The organism is Kitasatospora sp. NPDC001095 (assembly GCF_053598615.1).
On record NZ_JBSFKQ010000002.1, the window covers coordinates 317,977 to 333,510 of the forward strand.

The 15,534-nt window shown below is 73.0% G+C and carries 14 protein-coding genes; 9 read left to right on the plus strand and 5 right to left on the minus strand.

The features are described from left to right. The first annotated feature begins 175 nt into the window (after positions 1 to 175). From ACWDBB_RS03330 to ACWDBB_RS03345, 4 genes are read left to right on the plus strand one after another with little or no spacing between them, the layout of a single operon-like run. On the plus strand, positions 176 to 1,207 hold the full coding sequence (locus tag ACWDBB_RS03330) for an ABC transporter ATP-binding protein (protein WP_449787993.1): 1,032 nt from the start codon (positions 176 to 178) through the stop codon (positions 1,205 to 1,207). Beyond that, entirely contained in the window at positions 1,191 to 2,090 is a 900-nt protein-coding gene (locus ACWDBB_RS03335; protein ID WP_449787994.1) for an ABC transporter permease, read from the plus strand. The genes ACWDBB_RS03330 and ACWDBB_RS03335 overlap by 17 nt, the downstream gene beginning before the upstream one ends. 9 nt (positions 2,091 to 2,099) lie before the next feature. Then, on the plus strand, positions 2,100 to 3,017 hold the full coding sequence (locus ACWDBB_RS03340) for an ABC transporter ATP-binding protein (RefSeq protein WP_449787995.1): 918 nt from the start codon (positions 2,100 to 2,102) through the stop codon (positions 3,015 to 3,017). A gap of 46 nt (positions 3,018 to 3,063) precedes the next feature. After that, positions 3,064 to 3,780 carry an ABC transporter permease gene (locus ACWDBB_RS03345; protein WP_449787996.1) on the plus strand — a complete coding sequence of 239 codons (717 nt, stop codon included), beginning with the start codon at positions 3,064 to 3,066 and terminating at the stop codon, positions 3,778 to 3,780. A gap of 130 nt (positions 3,781 to 3,910) precedes the next feature. Here the strand turns inward: ACWDBB_RS03345 and ACWDBB_RS03350 are convergent, their stop codons facing one another. Continuing rightward, a complete protein-coding gene (locus ACWDBB_RS03350; RefSeq protein ID WP_449787997.1) occupies positions 3,911 to 5,164 on the minus strand; it encodes a CynX/NimT family MFS transporter in 1,254 nt (417 codons plus the stop codon). 64 nt (positions 5,165 to 5,228) lie between these two features. Continuing rightward, the gene (locus ACWDBB_RS03355; RefSeq protein ID WP_449787998.1) at positions 5,229 to 5,951 is read right to left on the minus strand and encodes a FadR/GntR family transcriptional regulator; all 723 of its coding nucleotides are present in this window, start codon (positions 5,949 to 5,951) and stop codon (positions 5,229 to 5,231) included. Positions 5,952 to 6,230: 279 nt separating this feature from the next. Between ACWDBB_RS03355 and ACWDBB_RS03360 the strand changes: the two genes are divergently transcribed. The 5 genes from ACWDBB_RS03360 (at position 6,231) to ACWDBB_RS03380 (ending at position 11,874) form a co-directional block, all read left to right on the plus strand. Then, positions 6,231 to 8,033: a hypothetical protein gene (locus ACWDBB_RS03360; RefSeq protein ID WP_449787999.1), complete on the plus strand. Its 1,803-nt coding sequence runs from the start codon at positions 6,231 to 6,233 to the stop codon at positions 8,031 to 8,033. Then, positions 8,030 to 8,401: a hypothetical protein gene (locus tag ACWDBB_RS03365; RefSeq protein WP_449788000.1), complete on the plus strand. Its 372-nt coding sequence runs from the start codon at positions 8,030 to 8,032 to the stop codon at positions 8,399 to 8,401. Before ACWDBB_RS03360 ends, ACWDBB_RS03365 begins: the two co-directional genes overlap by 4 nt. A gap of 79 nt (positions 8,402 to 8,480) precedes the next feature. Further along, positions 8,481 to 9,164: a vWA domain-containing protein gene (locus ACWDBB_RS03370; protein WP_449788001.1), complete on the plus strand. Its 684-nt coding sequence runs from the start codon at positions 8,481 to 8,483 to the stop codon at positions 9,162 to 9,164. Beyond that, positions 9,161 to 10,111, plus strand: coding sequence for a protein phosphatase 2C domain-containing protein (locus tag ACWDBB_RS03375; RefSeq protein WP_449788002.1), 951 nt, complete (start codon positions 9,161 to 9,163; stop codon positions 10,109 to 10,111). Before ACWDBB_RS03370 ends, ACWDBB_RS03375 begins: the two co-directional genes overlap by 4 nt. Next, entirely contained in the window at positions 10,108 to 11,874 is a 1,767-nt protein-coding gene (locus ACWDBB_RS03380; RefSeq protein ID WP_449788003.1) for a hypothetical protein, read from the plus strand. The genes ACWDBB_RS03375 and ACWDBB_RS03380 overlap by 4 nt, the downstream gene beginning before the upstream one ends. On the opposite strand, the gene ACWDBB_RS03385 is transcribed toward ACWDBB_RS03380, so the two are convergent. The 3 genes from ACWDBB_RS03385 to pheA all read right to left on the minus strand — a co-directional run bounded on the left by ACWDBB_RS03385 (position 11,862) and on the right by pheA (position 15,521). After that, positions 11,862 to 12,713 (minus strand): HAD family hydrolase, encoded by an 852-nt coding sequence (locus ACWDBB_RS03385; RefSeq protein WP_449788004.1) that lies wholly within the window; start codon positions 12,711 to 12,713, stop codon positions 11,862 to 11,864. The two genes, ACWDBB_RS03380 and ACWDBB_RS03385, sit on opposite strands and share 13 nt — an antisense overlap. 52 nt (positions 12,714 to 12,765) lie before the next feature. After that, positions 12,766 to 14,040: a serine--tRNA ligase gene (serS, locus tag ACWDBB_RS03390; RefSeq protein ID WP_402221479.1), complete on the minus strand. Its 1,275-nt coding sequence runs from the start codon at positions 14,038 to 14,040 to the stop codon at positions 12,766 to 12,768. Between the two features lie 545 nt (positions 14,041 to 14,585). Further along, entirely contained in the window at positions 14,586 to 15,521 is a 936-nt protein-coding gene (gene pheA / locus ACWDBB_RS03395; RefSeq protein ID WP_449788005.1) for a prephenate dehydratase, read from the minus strand. Positions 15,522 to 15,534 lie beyond the last annotated feature (13 nt).

The window sequence follows — 15,534 nt, forward strand, 5'->3', positions numbered from 1 at the left end:
CGATCGCTTCCCCTCCGTGCCGGCACGCTGTTCCGGCACCCCCGTCGGCAATGAACTCGGCAAGTACGTCAAGAGTTCGACAAAGGGTACAGGCGGTTCCGCCTTTGCCGAACCCCTAGGGGAGAGGGGGCCCGTCGTCATACCGCAGCAGCAGACGGCCTCGTCATTCCAGCTCATGACCCGTACCGCACAAGACGGTTACGTTGTGTCCGTGTCCACAGCTGTCATCACGACGGACGGCCTCACCAAGAGGTTCCCCCGCGTCACCGCCCTCGATCAGCTCACCGTCGAGGTGCGGCCGGGGGTGGTCGGGCTGGTCGGGGCCAACGGCGCGGGCAAGTCCACTCTGATCAAGATCCTGCTCGGGCTCGCCCCTGCGACCTCCGGCCGGGGCGAGGTCCTCGGCCTGGACGTCGCCACCCGGGGACCCGAGATCCGCGCCCAGGTCGGCTACATGCCCGAGCACGACTGCCTGCCACCGGACGTCTCCGCGACCGAGTTCGTGGTGCACATGGCCCGGATGGCCGGCCTGCCCGCCACCGCAGCCCGTGAGCGCACCGCGGACACCCTGCGGCACGTCGGGCTGTACGAGGAGAGGTACCGCCCGATGGGCGGCTACTCGACCGGCATGAAGCAGCGGGTCAAGCTCGCCCAGGCGCTGGTGCACGACCCGAAGCTGGTGCTGCTGGACGAGCCGACCAACGGCCTCGACCCGGCCGGCCGGGACGAGATGCTGGCGCTGATCCGCCGGGTGCACACCGACTTCGGCATCTCGGTGCTGGTCACCACCCACTTGCTCGGCGAGCTGGAGCGGACCTGCGACCACCTGGTCGTGATCGACGGCGGCAAGCTGCTGCGCTCCTCCTCCACCGCCTCCTTCACCGGGGCGACGGCCGTCCTCGCGGTCGAGGTCGGCGACTTCCCGCAGGACCACCGGCGGGAGCCGGGCCCGGCGGTCCGCGAGCGGCTCGCCGCGGCGGGCCTGTCCGTCCAGTCCGCGGGCTCGCACCAGCTGCTCGTCCGGCTGGCCGACGAGTCGACGTACGACACCATCCGCGACGCCGTCGCCGAACTGGGCCTCGGCCTGGTCAGGTTGGAGGAGCGCCGGCACCGGGTCGCCGAGCTCTTCACCGACTCCCGGGGCGCCGAGCGGAACGAGCACATCGAGCAGAGCAAGGGAGGAACGGACGATGTCGCTGCCTCCTGAGGCCAGGTCCACCGACACCGGCGTCATCCACGACATCGGCTACCGCGGCTACACCGGCCCCCGGCTCGGCCGCTCCTACGCCACCCGCGCGCTCTTCACCCAGAGCCTGCGCGCCGCGTACGGCCTCGGCCGCTCCGGCAAGTCCAAGGTGCTGCCGATGCTGGTGCTGGGCGTGATCACCGTGCCCGCGCTGATCACGGTGGCGCTGTCGGTCGTGATGAAGCGCGACGAACTGCCGGTCGACTACGCGGGCTACCTCTCCATGCTCAGCCTGGTGGTCTCGGTCTTCCTCGCCTCCCAGGCGCCGGTGCTGTTCTCCCGGGACCTGCGCTACCAGACCGTCCCGCTCTACTTCTCCCGCCCGATCACCCGCACCGACTACGTCCGGGCCAAGTTCGGCGCCATGGTCTGCGCCCAACTGCTGCTCATGGCGGCCCCGCTGCTGGTGCTGTACGTCGGCGCGCTGCTCGGCGGGATGGACTTCGCGCACAACACCGGGCACTTCCTGTCCGGCCTGACCGCGGCCCTGCTGTACGCCCTGGTGCCGACCTCGGTGGCCGTGGTGATCGCGGCCGCGACCCCGCGCCGGGGCTTCGGGGTGGCCGCCATCATGGGCTACCTGACGGTCAGCGCCGCGCTGGGCGCCGCCGTGGTCGGGATCAGCCACACCGGCACGACCGACTCCGACGCCGCGCAGTGGGTGTCCCTGATCTCGCCCACCGACCTGGTGGAGTCCCTGGTCAACGAGCTGTTCGGGCTCGGCGACGGACTCGACCGCCGACACGCGCCGGGCGGCCTCGGTCTGGCGGTGTTCGCGCTCGTCGCGGCGGCCATGGTGGTCGGCTCGTACCGGCTGCTGCTGCGCCGCTATCGGAACGTCTGAGAGGGCGGCATGGCCACCATCAGCATCGACAAGGTCTCCCGCTGGTTCGGGAACGTGGTCGCGGTCAACGACATCACCATGGCCATCGGCCCCGGCATCACCGGCCTGCTCGGGCCCAACGGGGCGGGCAAGTCCACGCTCATCCACATGATGAGCGGCTTCCTGGCCCCCTCCAGCGGCTCCGTCACCCTGGACGGCGCGCCGATCTGGCGCAACCAGCGGGTGTACCGGCAGATCGGCCTGGTGCCCGAGCGGGAGTCGATGTACGACTACCTGACCGGCTGGGAGTTCGTCCTCGCCAACGCCGAACTGCACGGCCTGCCCCAGCCGGGCGCCGCCGCCCGCCGGGCACTGGACCTGGTGGAGATGGACTACGCCAAGGACCGCCGCACCGGCACCTACTCCAAGGGCATGAAGCAGCGGGTCAAGATGGCCTCCGCCCTGGTCCACGACCCCTCCGTGCTGCTGCTCGACGAGCCCTTCAACGGCATGGACCCGCGCCAGCGGCTCCAGCTGATGGACCTGCTGCGCCGCTTCGGCGCGGACGGCCGGACGGTGCTGTTCTCCTCCCACATCCTGGAGGAGGTCGAGCAGCTGGCCCGGCACATCGAGGTGGTGGTCGCCGGACGGCACGCCGCCTCGGGCGACTTCCGCAAGATCCGCCGGCTGATGACCGACCGGCCGCACCGCTACCTGGTCCGCTCCAGCGACGACCGCCGGCTCGCCGCCGCGCTGATCGCCGACGGCTCCACCACCGGCATCGAGGTGGACGAGCGGGAGCGGGCGCTGCGGATCGAAGCGGTCAACTTCCAGGGCTTCACCACCCTGCTGCCCAGGGTCGCCCGGGAGGCCGGCATCCGGCTGTACACCGTCTCCCCGGCGGACGAATCGCTGGAGAGCGTCTTCTCCTACCTGGTCTCCGCGTGAGCGCCGCCGCCAGGACCGTTGTTGCCCAGGAAGGGGCCGACCGACCATGAACCCCACCGTCGCCAGGCTGACCCTGCGCGGGCTGCTGGGCCGTCGCCGCGGCCTGCTGCTGCTGGTGGTCCCCGCCCTGCTGCTGGTCGTCTCGGCCGTCGCGAGCGTCTCCAGCGCCGACCCGCACGACACGGCCGACAACATCATCGGCGCCCTCGGCCTCGGCACCCTGGTCCCGATCCTCGGGCTGGTGGTCGGCACCGGGGTGATCGCCAACGAGATCGACGACGGCTCGATCGTCTACCTGCTCGCCAAGCCGCTGCCCCGGTGGCGGATCGTCACCACCAAACTGGTCGTCGCGATCGGCGTCACCTGGCTGTTCTCGGTCGTCCCGACGCTGCTGGCCGGGCTGCTGCTGGTCGGCACCCAGGACGGCGTGGCGCTCGGCTACACCGTGGCGGTGCTGGTCGCCGGGGCCGTGTACAGCGCGGTGTTCCTGCTGCTCGGCGTGGTCACCCGGCACGCCGTGGTGGCCGGGCTGGCGTACGCCCTGATCTGGGAGTCGACGATCGGGAACTTCGTCGAGGGCGCCCGGACGCTGAGCGTCCAGCAGTGGGGCCGCTCGGTGGCCGAGGCGGTCGCCGGACAGAACGCGATCAGTTCCGACGTCTCGCTCGGCGCGGCCGTACCGCTGCTGCTGGTGGTCACCGTCGCGGCGACGGTGTTCGCCTCGGTGAAGCTGGCCGGGATGACGCTCGCCGGCGAGGAGTGAGCCCGGTGGGGCGCTGAACCCGGTCGGGCGCTGAACTCGGTGCGGCGCGCCCGCTACCGGGCGCCCGGTACGTCAGTGGGCCCCGGACACCCTCAGGTGTCCGGGGCCCACTGACGTACCGCTCGGAGGTTCAGAGCGTCCGGTTGCGGCCCGCGCCCCAGCCGGCCGCGCCGACCACCACGACCAGCACCAGCATCAGCACCAGCGGGGTCTCCCAGCCGCCGGTCAGCTGGCGCAGCGCGCCCGCGCCGACCGGGCCGGCCGCCGCGACCAGGTACCCGATCGCCTGCGACATCCCGCTCAGCTGGGCGGCACCCGCCGCGGTGCGGGTGCGCAGCACGATGAACGCCAGGCCCAGGCCCAGCGAACCGCCCTGGGCCACACCCAGGATGGTCGCCGACACCCACGCCGCGGACACCGGCGCGACCAGCAGCAGGGCGATGCCCGTCCCGTTCAGGGCGACCATGGCCGCCGCCAGCGCGCGCTGGCTGGTCATCCGGCCGGCCATCAGCGGCACCAGGAAGGCGCCCGCCACCTGCACCAGGTTGGAGAAGGCGAAGACCAGACCGGCCTGCCCGCGGTCCATGCCGTGCTCGGCCAGGATGGTCGGCATCCAGGCGACCAGGGTGTACACCAGCAGCGACGAGATGCCCATGAAGAGGCTGATCTGCCAGGCCAGCGGGGACTTCCAGATGCCCTCGATCGGCTTGGCCGCCGCGCTGGCCGCGGCCGGCGTCCCCTGCTGCTCCCGCTGCCGCTCCTGGCGGGCGCGCAGCACCTGCGGCAGCCAGGCCACCGCCGCGATCAGCGCGAGCAGCGACCAGGCGCCGAGCGAGGCCCGCCAGCCGCCGCCGAGCGCGTGCTCCAGCGGGACGGAGGTGCCGGCCGCGATCGTGGCGCCGACCAGCATGGTGGTCGAGTAGACGCCGGTCATGGCGGCCGCGCGGTCCGGGAACTCGCGCTTGACCAGGCCGGGCATCGACACGTTCAGCACCGCGATGGCCACGCCGATGACCACGCAGCCCGCGTACAGGGCCGCCACCGAGGGCAGCACCCGCAGCAGCACGCCCGCGCCGAGCACCAGCACCGCGCCGAGCACCACCCGCTCGGCGCCGAAGCGGCGGGTCAGCCGGGGGGTGAGCGGGGCGCCGACGCCCTGGAAGAGCACCGGGACGGTGGTGATCAGCCCGCCCACGGTGGCGGACAGGCCGAAGGTCTGCCGGATCTCGCCGACCATCGGGGAGACCGCCGCCAGGCAGGCGCGCATGTTCAGCGCGACCAGCACGATGCCGGTCAGCAGCAGGAGCGGATGGGCCAGCCGGGCGCGGACGGGGACCGGGGCGGGAGTGGTGACAACCGGCTGCTGGGCACGGGTGACGGCCATGGATGTGCTGTTCTTTCGTGGATGTGCGTGGAAGCGGACGGTGGAAGGGGAGGCTCGCGCCGTCCTACTTCCGGGCCGCGATGGCCGCGAGCAGCTGCTCGACGGCCGCGGTCGGGCCGGCGAGCAGCGCACGACACGCCGCCTCGGCCCGGTCCGGGTCACCGCTCTCGATCGCGTCGACCAGGGCCTCGTGGGTCGCCACGACCGCCTCGGGCATGTCGTGGTCGCCGAAGGCGGAGGTCATCGCCTCGCGGACGGAGGCACCGAAGTAGCGGTACACCTCGGCCAGCGCGGGGTTGTGCGCGGCCTCGACGACGGCGGTGTGGAACTCCAGGTCGTGCTCGACGGTCGCCTCGCGGCTCGCCCGCTCGGGGTGCTTCGCGAACACCTCGGCCTCACGGGCCAGGGCCGCGCGCATCCGCCGGACGTCCTCGGGGGTGTGCCGCAGGGCGGCCAGCCGGGCGCCCTCGGTCTCCAGCGCCGCACGGACCTCCAGGACGTCCCGGATGCCGGAGCGCTGGACGCCGCGCAGCACGGACGCCGGATCGCTGGTGGAGCGGACGAACGTGCCCTCGCCCTGTCGGGAGACCAGCATCCCGGCGTGCACCAGCACCCGGATCGCCTCCCGGACGGTGTTCCGTCCGACGCCCAGCTGCTCGGCCAGCTCGTGCTCGGTGGGGATCCGCGACCCGACCGGCCACGTCCCACCCGCGAGCTGCTCCCGCAGCTGCTCGATCGCGGTGTCCACCAGGGAACGCCGCCCGGCCGCCTGCAGACCGCCGCTCATGCCGGACCTCCCTTCCACCGCGTTTCGCCACCATCGGTCGTCGGTCATCCTACAACCGCTTGCCCGGTCATCCTACAACTCCCCGGAGCCGTGCCGGGCGCCGAGTCGGGCCGAGTCGGGTCGAGCCGGGGCCGAGCCGGGCGCCGCGGAGCGCGCCGGTCGCGCGCCCTGGCGGACCGGATCCGGCGCGCCAGTGGATTCGCCACCTGATGTCAGGTCAGGTTTCGTCGTGGAACGGGTAGTTACGTCACACGAACCCTCACCGAAGGGTGGTCGATCATGAGCACCTTCGACACGTGGACCTGTCCGACCTGCGGGCTGGTGAACCCTCCGGGAGTGCCCTGCGCGGGGTGCCGCGCGGACCCCGACCCGGCCACGGCCTTCCACCGGGCCCCCACCGGCACCTGGAAGAGCCCCGCACCGGCACCTGCCCAGGCCCGCCCCGCCTCTCACCCGACCCCCACCCAGGCCCGCCCGGCCTCTCACCCGACCCCCGCCGGTGCCGCCGGCGGCCGTACGCCGACCCTCGGCCCGGGCGGCCCGGCGCCCCGGCCGGGACCGCCGCCGCGCGCCTCGGACGCCACGCGCTACCTGTGCGCGGCCGTGCAGATGGACAGCGTCCTCGCCCACCGTGCGATCGCCACCGTCCTCGACGAGCCGCGCCGGGCCGTCGCCTCCTCGCCCGACGTCGACCTGGCCTGCGTGCTGCGCTACGCCGTCGCCGCCCGTACCCGGCACACCACCACCAAGGTGCTGCTCACCCTGATCGCGGCCTGCATCGTCGCCTCGTTCTTCCTCCGCCCCTTCGAGCGGACGGACGCGCCCGCCCCCGTCCCCGGCTACCCCGGCGGCTACGCCGTCCCCCAGCCGGACCCCTCGCTGCTCCCGTTCGACCTGCCGGTCGTCCTGGTCCCGCTCCTGGTGGTGGCCTGGGCCGTCGTGCTCATCGAGCAGCTCACCGCCTACTTCGGCGTGATCAGGCCCAGGCTGAGCCGCGCCGCGTTCGACCCCGCGCAGGCGCCGGTCGCCGCCAGGCCCAAGGAGGAGGCGCAGCTGCGCGAACTGGCCGGACTGGACCACAAGGGCAACGTCACGATCTTCTCCGGCTTCGAGCCCTTCCTCGGGTACGGCCGGCTGCTCAACACCTGGAACTTCACCATCCCGGTGGACCGGCCCGGTGAGCACGCCGACCGCGTCCTGCCGTTCTCCATCGCCGAGCTGACCGCCGAGATCACCAGGGCGGTGGAGTCGCTCGGACTGCCCGGGGTCGAGGTCCGCGAGCGGATCTTCGTCAGCGGCGCCGACCTGTCGCTGGGCCTGGACCCGGCCGTCCGCGGCTTCCTGCTCCCCTGGCCGACCAAGCGGCCGGCCCCGGAGCTGCCCGCCGCCCTCGTCGACCGGCTGCGGGAGGACGGCGCCGCCCGGGCCCGGCCCTACCTGGTCACGACGGTGTCCGGCTGGGGCAGCGAGGTGGTGACCACCAGCACCGTCCGGTTCGGCCTCAGCCCCGCCAAGGACCTGCTCTTCGTCGAGGGCGCCTCCTCGATGCTCCCCCCGGTCAAGGCGGCCTACCACCTGGTCGACCACCTGCTCGACCGGCCGACCTGGCGCCAACTGACCGCCCTGGCCCGGACGTCCCTCACCAGCATGCCCGGCAGGCTGGTGCGCGGCACCGGCTACGTGCTGGCCCTGCCCTTCGCGGCCTTCCGGGCCCGGCTCACGGACGGCGACCAGCTGCGCCAGATCCGGCACAGCGCCTTCAACTACGGCTCCATGACCAGCATCCGGCAGCTGGCGGCCGACTCGAGGTTCCACCGCTACTACCAGCAGATCGACCACCAGATGTACACCAAGGTCGTCGAGCGGCGGATCCTGGACGCCCTGATCGACTTCCTGGAGGACCACCAGGTCGACATCTCCGAACTGCGCGAACGCCAGAGCGTCATCTACAACGGGGGCATCTTCACCTCCGGCAACGCCAGGATCAGCTTCGTCAACTCCCCGGTCGCGGCCGGGGCGGGCAGCCGGGTGCGTGCCATGTTCACGCCCCGCGGTCCCGAAGGAGGGAAGGCCAAGTCATGAGCGAGGACCGGAACACCTCCGGCGGGTTCCACATCAGCGGCCACGCCACCGTCCACTTCACCGACTCGCCCGTGGCGGCGGGCCGGAACTCCTCGGTCACGGTCAACTCCGGTGCGGGGGAGGTCGACGAGGAGGCGCTCGCCCGGCGGGTGCTCGCGCTCGCCGACCGGCTGCGCCAGGACGGCGAACCGGACAGCAGCCAGGCGCAGGCCGCCGAGGACCTCGAGGCCGAGGTCGCCTCCCCGGCCCGGCGCTGGGACCAGGTGCTGCGCTTCCTCGCCCGGGCCAGGGCCGGCGTCGTCGCCACCACGGCGGTGGCCGCCGAGATCCAGAGCCTGGACGAGGCGGTCCGCTCGCTGCTCCCGTAGCCGCTCCGTCGGCCGGTCGACGCGGGAAGTCGGCCGGCCGCGCAAGGAAGAGGTCCACCCGACAAGAAGGGGGAGTGCGGTGGCCGAGACCAAGGGTGTCCTGCTGCCCGCCTACGTACTGGCCGACGAGTCGGCCTCGATGGAACCGTACCTGGCCGAACTCTCCGGCGGCCTGGTCTCGTTGTGCGAGGGGCTGCGGGCCGAGCCGATGATCGCCGCGAAACTGCGGCTGGCCGTCCTCGGCTTCTCCGACGACGTGCGGATCCGCCTCGCGGTGACCGACATGCGGACCGAGACCAGGCTGCCCCAGGTGGTCATCCGCGGACTGACCGTCTACCGGGCGGTCTTCGAGGACCTGCTGGACCGCATCCCCGAGGACGTCCGGTGGCTGCGCGGCCAGGGGTACAAGGTGCACCGCCCGGTGGTGTTCCTGCTCAGCGACGGCCAGCCGACCGACGGCGAGGAGTGGCGGGACGCGCACGCCCTCCTCACCGACCGGCAGCGGACCCCGACCGCCCCCAACATCATCGCCTGCGGCATCGGCGAGGCCGAGCCCAGGACCATGCTCGCGGTGGCGACCCGCCCGGAGTTCGCCTTCGTGGCCCGGTCCGGCATCGACCTCGGCCGGGCCATCGGCGAGTTCTTCCACGCGCTCACCACCAGCCTGGTCGCCTCCGGCCAGGCCCTGGGCTCCGCCAACCCCCACCTCGTGGTCAACCGGCCCGACCAGTTCGTCCTCGCCATCGACGAGGTCGGGCAGTGACCCGGCGCGGTCCCGGCCCGGAGCGGGCGCCCGGCCCGGAGCAGGGGCCCGGCCCGGCCGCCGCCGTCCCCTGGGAGCGGATCGCCGTGGGCACGCCCGGGATCGAGTTCGAACCGAGGCCGCCGCGCCAGCCCGCCTACGACTTCCCCGACACCGAGTGCGACGGCTGGTCCACCGAAGCGCTGGCCGTGCGCTTCGCCTCCGTCCGCGGCGCCAAGCACCGCTACTACGGCCGTCCGCGCCAGGACGCCGCGCGCGCCGCCCTGCACCAGCCCACCGGCGCGGTCGCCTTCGCCGTCGCCGACGGCGTCTCGGCCGCGACCACCGCCGAACTCGGCGCCATCGAGGCCTGCAGGGCCGCCCTCGCCCGCACGCTCCACCTGCTCTCCGCGAGCCCGGGCCCGGTGGACTTCCCTGACGTCGCCCGGCACGCCGCCCGACGGCTCCGGCAGGTCGCCCGCTGGCGGCTGGGCGGCGGGGAACCGGACCCGGCCGAGGTCTCCCGGCTGTACGCGACCACCCTGGTCACCGGCGTGGTCCGCCCCGACCCGGCCGGCCCCGTCGTCGAGCTCTGCCGGATCGGCGACTCCGGCGCCTGGCTGCTCGACCTCCCGCACGGCCGCTACCACCCGCTCTTCGACCCGAAGTCCGCCGGCGACACCCCGCTGATCGGCACCGAGGTGGCCCCGCTGCCCACCGTGCCCGACCCGATCGAGCGCACCAGGGTCCGGCTCACCCCGCAACTCGCCCTGCTGATCGGCACCGACGGCTTCGGCGACCCGCTGGGCGACGGGGACGGCCGGGTCGGCGCCCTGTTCGCGGACGCCCTCGCCGAGCCGCCCGCCCCGCTCTGGCTCGCCCACCTGCTCGACTTCTCCCGCGAGACCTTCGACGACGACCGGACCCTCCTGGTCGTCTGGCCGCACGCCGCCGGGGAGGGGCGATGACGGACGACCGATCCGTCAGGACCGTCGACCACGACGACCTGGTCCTGGTCCGCCGCCTCGGGCAGGGCGGCCAGGGCACCGTCCACGAGGTGGCCGACCGGGCCGACGGCCACGCCGTCGCCTACAAGGAGTACCGCCCTGAGACCCTCCCCGGGCTCGACGCCGACGCGCTGGCCGCGATGGTGGCCCTGCTCGCCGAACTCGACCCGGCCGAGGCCCGCTGGCTCCTCGACAGGGCCGCCTGGCCCACCGCCCTGGTCCGGCAGCGGGGCCGCACCTGCGGCTTCCTGATGGGGGCCGCCCCCGAACGCTTCCACTTCGACCTGCAGGCCCTCGGCGGTGCCACCGCGCCCACCAGACGGCCGGCCACCCTGGAGTTCCTGCTCAACGACGACGACTACGTCGCCCGGGTCGGCCTCACCGTCAGCGACCGCGACCGCCTGAGACTGCTCGCCGACCTCGCCACCACCCTGTCCCGGCTGCACGGCCTCGGCATCGCGGTCGGCGACCTGTCCCCGAAGAACCTGCTCTTCGCCACCGGAGCCGACGGCGGCCGGCCCGCCTGCTTCCTCATCGACTGCGACGCCGTGCGGCTGCGCGGCGCCACCGTCCTGCCCCAGGTCGAGACCCCGGACTGGCAGCTCCCGCACGGCGAGGAGCGCGGGACGGCGGCGGGCGACGCCCACAAGCTGGCGCTGCTCGCCGTACGGCTCTTCGCGCGCGACCAGAGCGCCGTCGACCCGGCCGCGCTGACCGCGCTCAGCCCCGCCCTCGGCGAGCTCGCCCGGGCCGGACTCGACCCGGACCCCGCCCGCCGGCCCGCCCCGGCGCTCTGGGCGGAGCACCTCACGGCGGCCGCCGCCACCGCCTCCACCACCCCGGCGGCTCCGTCCGTCCCGTCCATCTCCTCGGCCCCGTCGGCTCCGTCCGTCCCGTCCATCTCCTCGGCCCCGTCGGCTCCGTCCGCCGCCGTCCGTACGGTGAGAGCCCCGGGCGCGAGCCCGGGCGCGCCGCCGCCGACCAGGACGCCGTACGCCGCCGGCATCGGCGTCGCCGCGGTCGTCGCGGCGGTCATCCTGGCGACCGTGCTGGCGGTCGCCCACAACAGGTCCGGCTCCGCGACGGCGGACTCCGGACCCACGTACACGCCCGCACCCGCCTACACGCCGACGTACACGCCCACGCGCACCTACACACCCACCTACCGGCCCAGCACCCCCGTCTTCGACCCCGCCTCGCTCGACGACGCCCGGACCGACCGCACCCCGCTGACCCCCGCCGGTCTGCTCCCCGAGGCGTTCACCGACTCCGACGGGGTGCGCTACCGAAAGACCAGCCGCTCGCCGCAGAGTTGCGTGACGTCCGGCATGAGCGACAACGTCCAGACCGTGCTGCGCAACGGCGGCTGCGTGAACCAGGTCGTCGGGACGTACAACGACCCCGAGGACAGCATGATGGTGATCATCATGGTCGAGCCGATGATGGACGCCCGGACCGCCGAGGCGGCCTACAACACCCTCTCCAACGCGTACGCCGGTGACTGGGGCTTCTGGTGCCCGTCCACCGGAAGCGGTTCCGAGCTGTGCGACAAGAACGTCAGGAAGGCCCTGCGGAACGGCTGGACCGGCCGGAAGCACCGGTACCTGGTCCACACCGTGGCGCTGTTCATCAACCTGAGCTCCGACAGCAGCCTGGACCCGCGGGCGAGCGAGGCGGCTCACGCGGCGTACAAGGCTGCCGGTCCGGTCAACTACTGGGGGTAGAGGCGCTCCAGGACCTCGGCGACGCCGTCCTCGTCGTTGCTGGCGGTGACGGCGTCGGCGACGGCGAGGAGTTCCTCGTGGGCGTTGGCCATGGCGACGCCGTGGGCGGCCCAGCCGAACATCGGGACGTCGTTGGGCATGTCGCCGAAGGCGATGGTGTCGGCGGCGCGGACGCCCAGGCGGCGGGCGGCGACGGCCAGGCCGGTGGCCTTGGACAGGCCGAGCGGGAGCAGTTCGACCACGCCGGCGCCGGCCATCACCACGCCGACCAGGTCGCCGGCGGCGCGGCGGGCGGCCTCGGCGAGGGCGTCGTCGGTCAGGGCGTGGTGCTGGATGTACAGCTTGCTGAGCGGGGCGTCGAGCAGCCCGCCGCGCTCGACCCGGACGACCGGCAGGTCGGAGCCGATCAGCAGTTCGTAGCCGGGGCCGGCCAGCACCTGGCCGTCGAGGCCGTCCTGGTTGGCGGCGATGGCCAGCGGGCCGGTCTCGGCCTCGATCTTCTCGATCGCCACCGCGGCGAGCCGCCGGTCCAGGGTGAGCGAGGTGAGCAGCTTGTGCGCGCCGGCGTCGTACACCTGGGCGCCCTGGCCGCAGACCGCTATCCCGGTGTAGCCGATCTCGTCGAAGACCGGGCGGGCCCAGACCGCCGAGCGCCCGGTGACGATGATGTGCAGCGCGCCCGCGCCGGTGGCCGCGGCCAGGGCGGCGCGGGTGCGCTCGGAGACGGTCTCCCCGCTGGTGAGCAGGGTGCCGTCGAGGTCGGTGGCGACCAGCCGGTAGGGCAGGTCGCCACCGCCGTCGGCTCCGGGAGAGGCGGGGCTGGGGCTGGTGGTGCTCATGGGCCGTGCGTCTCCCGGGAGTAGCGGGTGGTGCTGGGTGGTGCGGACCGGGCTACTTGACCGGCTCGAGGACGGTCCGCCCGCCGAGGAACGGCCGCAGCGCCTCCGGCACGACGACGGAGCCGTCGGCCTGCTGGTGGTTCTCCAGGATCGCCACGATGGTGCGCGGGATGGCGACCAGGGTGCCGTTCAGGGTGGCCAGCGGGCGGGTCTTGCCCTCCTCGCGCATCCGGATGGAGAGCCGGCGGGCCTGGTACTCGGTGGTGTTGGAGGTCGAGGTGACCTCGCGGTACTTGCCCTGGGTGGGGATCCACGCCTCGATGTCGAACTTGCGCGCGGCCGAGGCGCCGAGGTCGCCGGAGGCGACGTCGATCACCCGGTAGGGCAGTTCGAGGGCGTTGAGGAAGTCCTTCTCCCACTGGAGCAGGCGGCGGTGCTCGTTCTCCGCGTCCTCCGGAGTGGTGTAGACGAACATCTCCACCTTCTCGAACTGGTGGACGCGGATGATGCCGCGGGTGTCCTTGCCGTAGGTGCCGGCCTCGCGGCGGAAGCAGGACGAGTAGCCGGCGTAGCGCAGCGGCAGCTTGTCGGCGTCGAGGATCTCGTCCATGTGGTACGCCGCGAGCGGGACCTCGCTGGTGCCGACCAGGTACCGGTCGTCCTCGGCGAGGTGGTACACGTTCTCGGCGGCCTGACCGAGGAAGCCGGTGCCGTCCATGGCGGCCGGGCGGACCAGGGTCGGGGTGATCATCGGGGTGAAGCCGGCCGCGGTGGCCTGGGCGATCGCCATGTTGACCAGGGCGAGCTCCAGCAGCGCGCCGACGCCGGTCAGGTAGTAGGAGCGGGCACCGGCGACCTTGGCGCCGCGCTCGGTGTCGATCGCGCCGAGGATCTGGCCGAGCTCGACGTGGTCACGGGGCTCGAAGCCCTCGGCGGCGAAGTCGCGCGGGGTGCCGATCTCCTCCAGGGTGACGAAGTCCTCCTCGCCGCCGACCGGGGCGGCCGGGTCGATGAGGTTCGCCAGGGAGCGGAGCAGGCGGTCGGCCTCCTCCTTGGCCGCGCTCTGCTCGGCGTCGGCGGCCTTGACCTCGGCGGCCAGGTCCTTGGTGCGCTGGAGCAGCGCGGCCTTCTCGTCGCCCTTGGCCTGGGCGACCTGCTTGCCGAGCACCCGCTGCTCGTTGCGCAGTTCGTCGAAGCGGCTGCCCGAGGACCGGCGCCGCTCGTCGGCGGAGAGGAGGGCGTCGACCAGGTCGACGTCCTCGCCACGGACGCGCTGCGAGGCGCGCACTCGGTCAGGGTCCTCACGGAGCAGGCGAAGGTCAATCACAGGCCCAAGCGTACCGGGAGACCGTTCCTCCACCGGTACGGCTTTTCCCCTGGGGATAACTCGCCCTCACCTGTGGATAACTTCCGTGGGGAACTCTCCGGCGGCGGGTTATCCACAGGCCGGACCCCGAACCTGTGGATCAAAGGGGAGGATTGCCTTCCGCGTGAACGAACCAGGGAATTGAGGTTTCAAACCTCAATCAACCTTCTCGGGTGAGGGAATTGAACCACTCGGACGGGTGATTTGCTGGCAACCGGGTGACTCTGGTCCGATTGATCATCTCTGCCACGCAAACCGATGGTCCGACCGGATCCGGGCAATGGCTATACCGGTTTGTCGACTCGCCCCCAGCCCTGTGGATAACTCCGGGCTGTGGACAGTAGGGGACCCCTGTGGACAGCGGGCGCCGACCGGGGGTCGCCTGGGGACGACGGGTGGAGTCGTCCGCCCCGCCCGATCGACCCGCTCCGAAACGGTCGGAAAAGGTCGGAAAGACAAAAGATGTAACCAGGATGTCCGGAGGGCGACGGAACACGCGCCCGGACTCAGATGTCCCCGCGGCCGTCGAGCGCGCGGGAGAGCCAGTCCGCCGCCGAGGTGAAATCCTCGTCCGAGGTCCCCGGCCGCCGCTGGGTGGACGCCTGCCGGTCGGCGCGCGGATAGGAGCCGAGGTACCGCACCTTCGGGCAGGTCCGCTTGAGCCCCATCATCGCCTCGCTCACCCGGCGCTCGGACAGGTGGCCCTCGCAGTCGATCAGGAAGCAGTAGCTGCCCATGCCCTCGCCGGTCGGGCGGGACTCGATCCGCATCAGGTTGACCCCGCGCACCGCGAACTCCTGCAGCAGCTCCAGCAGCGCACCCGGGTGGTCGTCCGGCAGCCAGACCACCATCGAGGTCTTGTCCGCGCCGGTCGGCGAGGAGACCCGCCCGGGGCGGCCGACCAGCACGAACCGGGTGGCCGCGCTCTTCGCGTCCGCGATCTCCTTGACCAGCGGCTCCAGCCCGTAGATCGGCGCCGCGAACTCGCCCGCGAACGCGCCGTCGTAGCGGCCCTCGGCGACCAGCCGGGCGCCGTCCGCGTTGGAGGCGGCCGACTCCCACGTCGCCTCCGGCAGGTTGGCCGCCAGCCAGCGCCGCACCTGCGGCTGGGCCACCGGGTGGCTGGTCACCGTCTTGACCCCGGACAGCTCGGTGCCCGGCCGCACCAGCAGCGCGAAGGCGATCGGCAGCAGCACCTCACGGTAGATCATCAGCGGTGCGCCGGAGGCCAGTTCGTCGTTGGTCGCGGTGACCGCGCCCTCCACCGAGTTCTCGATCGGGACGAACGCCCCGGCCGCCTCCCCGCCGCGCACCGCGTCCAGCGCCAGTGCCACCGAGGACAGCGGGACCAGCTCCCGGGTCGCCGCCTCCGGCAGGGTGTGCAGGGCCGCCTCGGTGAACGTGCCGGCCGGTCCGAGGTAGGTGTAGCGGGTGGCCGACATGACGCCTCCGGGG

Bases quoted from the DNA above. Each gene is read 5' to 3' on its own strand.
- ACWDBB_RS03345 (WP_449787996.1), top strand. From the start codon at position 3,064: ATGAACCCCACCGTCGCCAGGCTGACCCTGCGCGGGCTGCTGGGCCGT.
- ACWDBB_RS03380 (WP_449788003.1), top strand. From the start codon at position 10,108: ATGACGGACGACCGATCCGTCAGGACCGTCGACCACGACGACCTGGTC.
- ACWDBB_RS03385 (WP_449788004.1), bottom strand. From the start codon at position 12,713: ATGAGCACCACCAGCCCCAGCCCCGCCTCTCCCGGAGCCGACGGCGGT.
- ACWDBB_RS03360 (WP_449787999.1), top strand. From the start codon at position 6,231: ATGAGCACCTTCGACACGTGGACCTGTCCGACCTGCGGGCTGGTGAAC.
- ACWDBB_RS03350 (WP_449787997.1), bottom strand. From the start codon at position 5,164: ATGGCCGTCACCCGTGCCCAGCAGCCGGTTGTCACCACTCCCGCCCCG.
- ACWDBB_RS03330 (WP_449787993.1), top strand. From the start codon at position 176: ATGACCCGTACCGCACAAGACGGTTACGTTGTGTCCGTGTCCACAGCT.
- pheA (WP_449788005.1), bottom strand. From the start codon at position 15,521: ATGTCGGCCACCCGCTACACCTACCTCGGACCGGCCGGCACGTTCACC.
- ACWDBB_RS03355 (WP_449787998.1), bottom strand. From the start codon at position 5,951: ATGAGCGGCGGTCTGCAGGCGGCCGGGCGGCGTTCCCTGGTGGACACC.
- ACWDBB_RS03365 (WP_449788000.1), top strand. From the start codon at position 8,030: ATGAGCGAGGACCGGAACACCTCCGGCGGGTTCCACATCAGCGGCCAC.
- ACWDBB_RS03335 (WP_449787994.1), top strand. From the start codon at position 1,191: ATGTCGCTGCCTCCTGAGGCCAGGTCCACCGACACCGGCGTCATCCAC.
- ACWDBB_RS03340 (WP_449787995.1), top strand. From the start codon at position 2,100: ATGGCCACCATCAGCATCGACAAGGTCTCCCGCTGGTTCGGGAACGTG.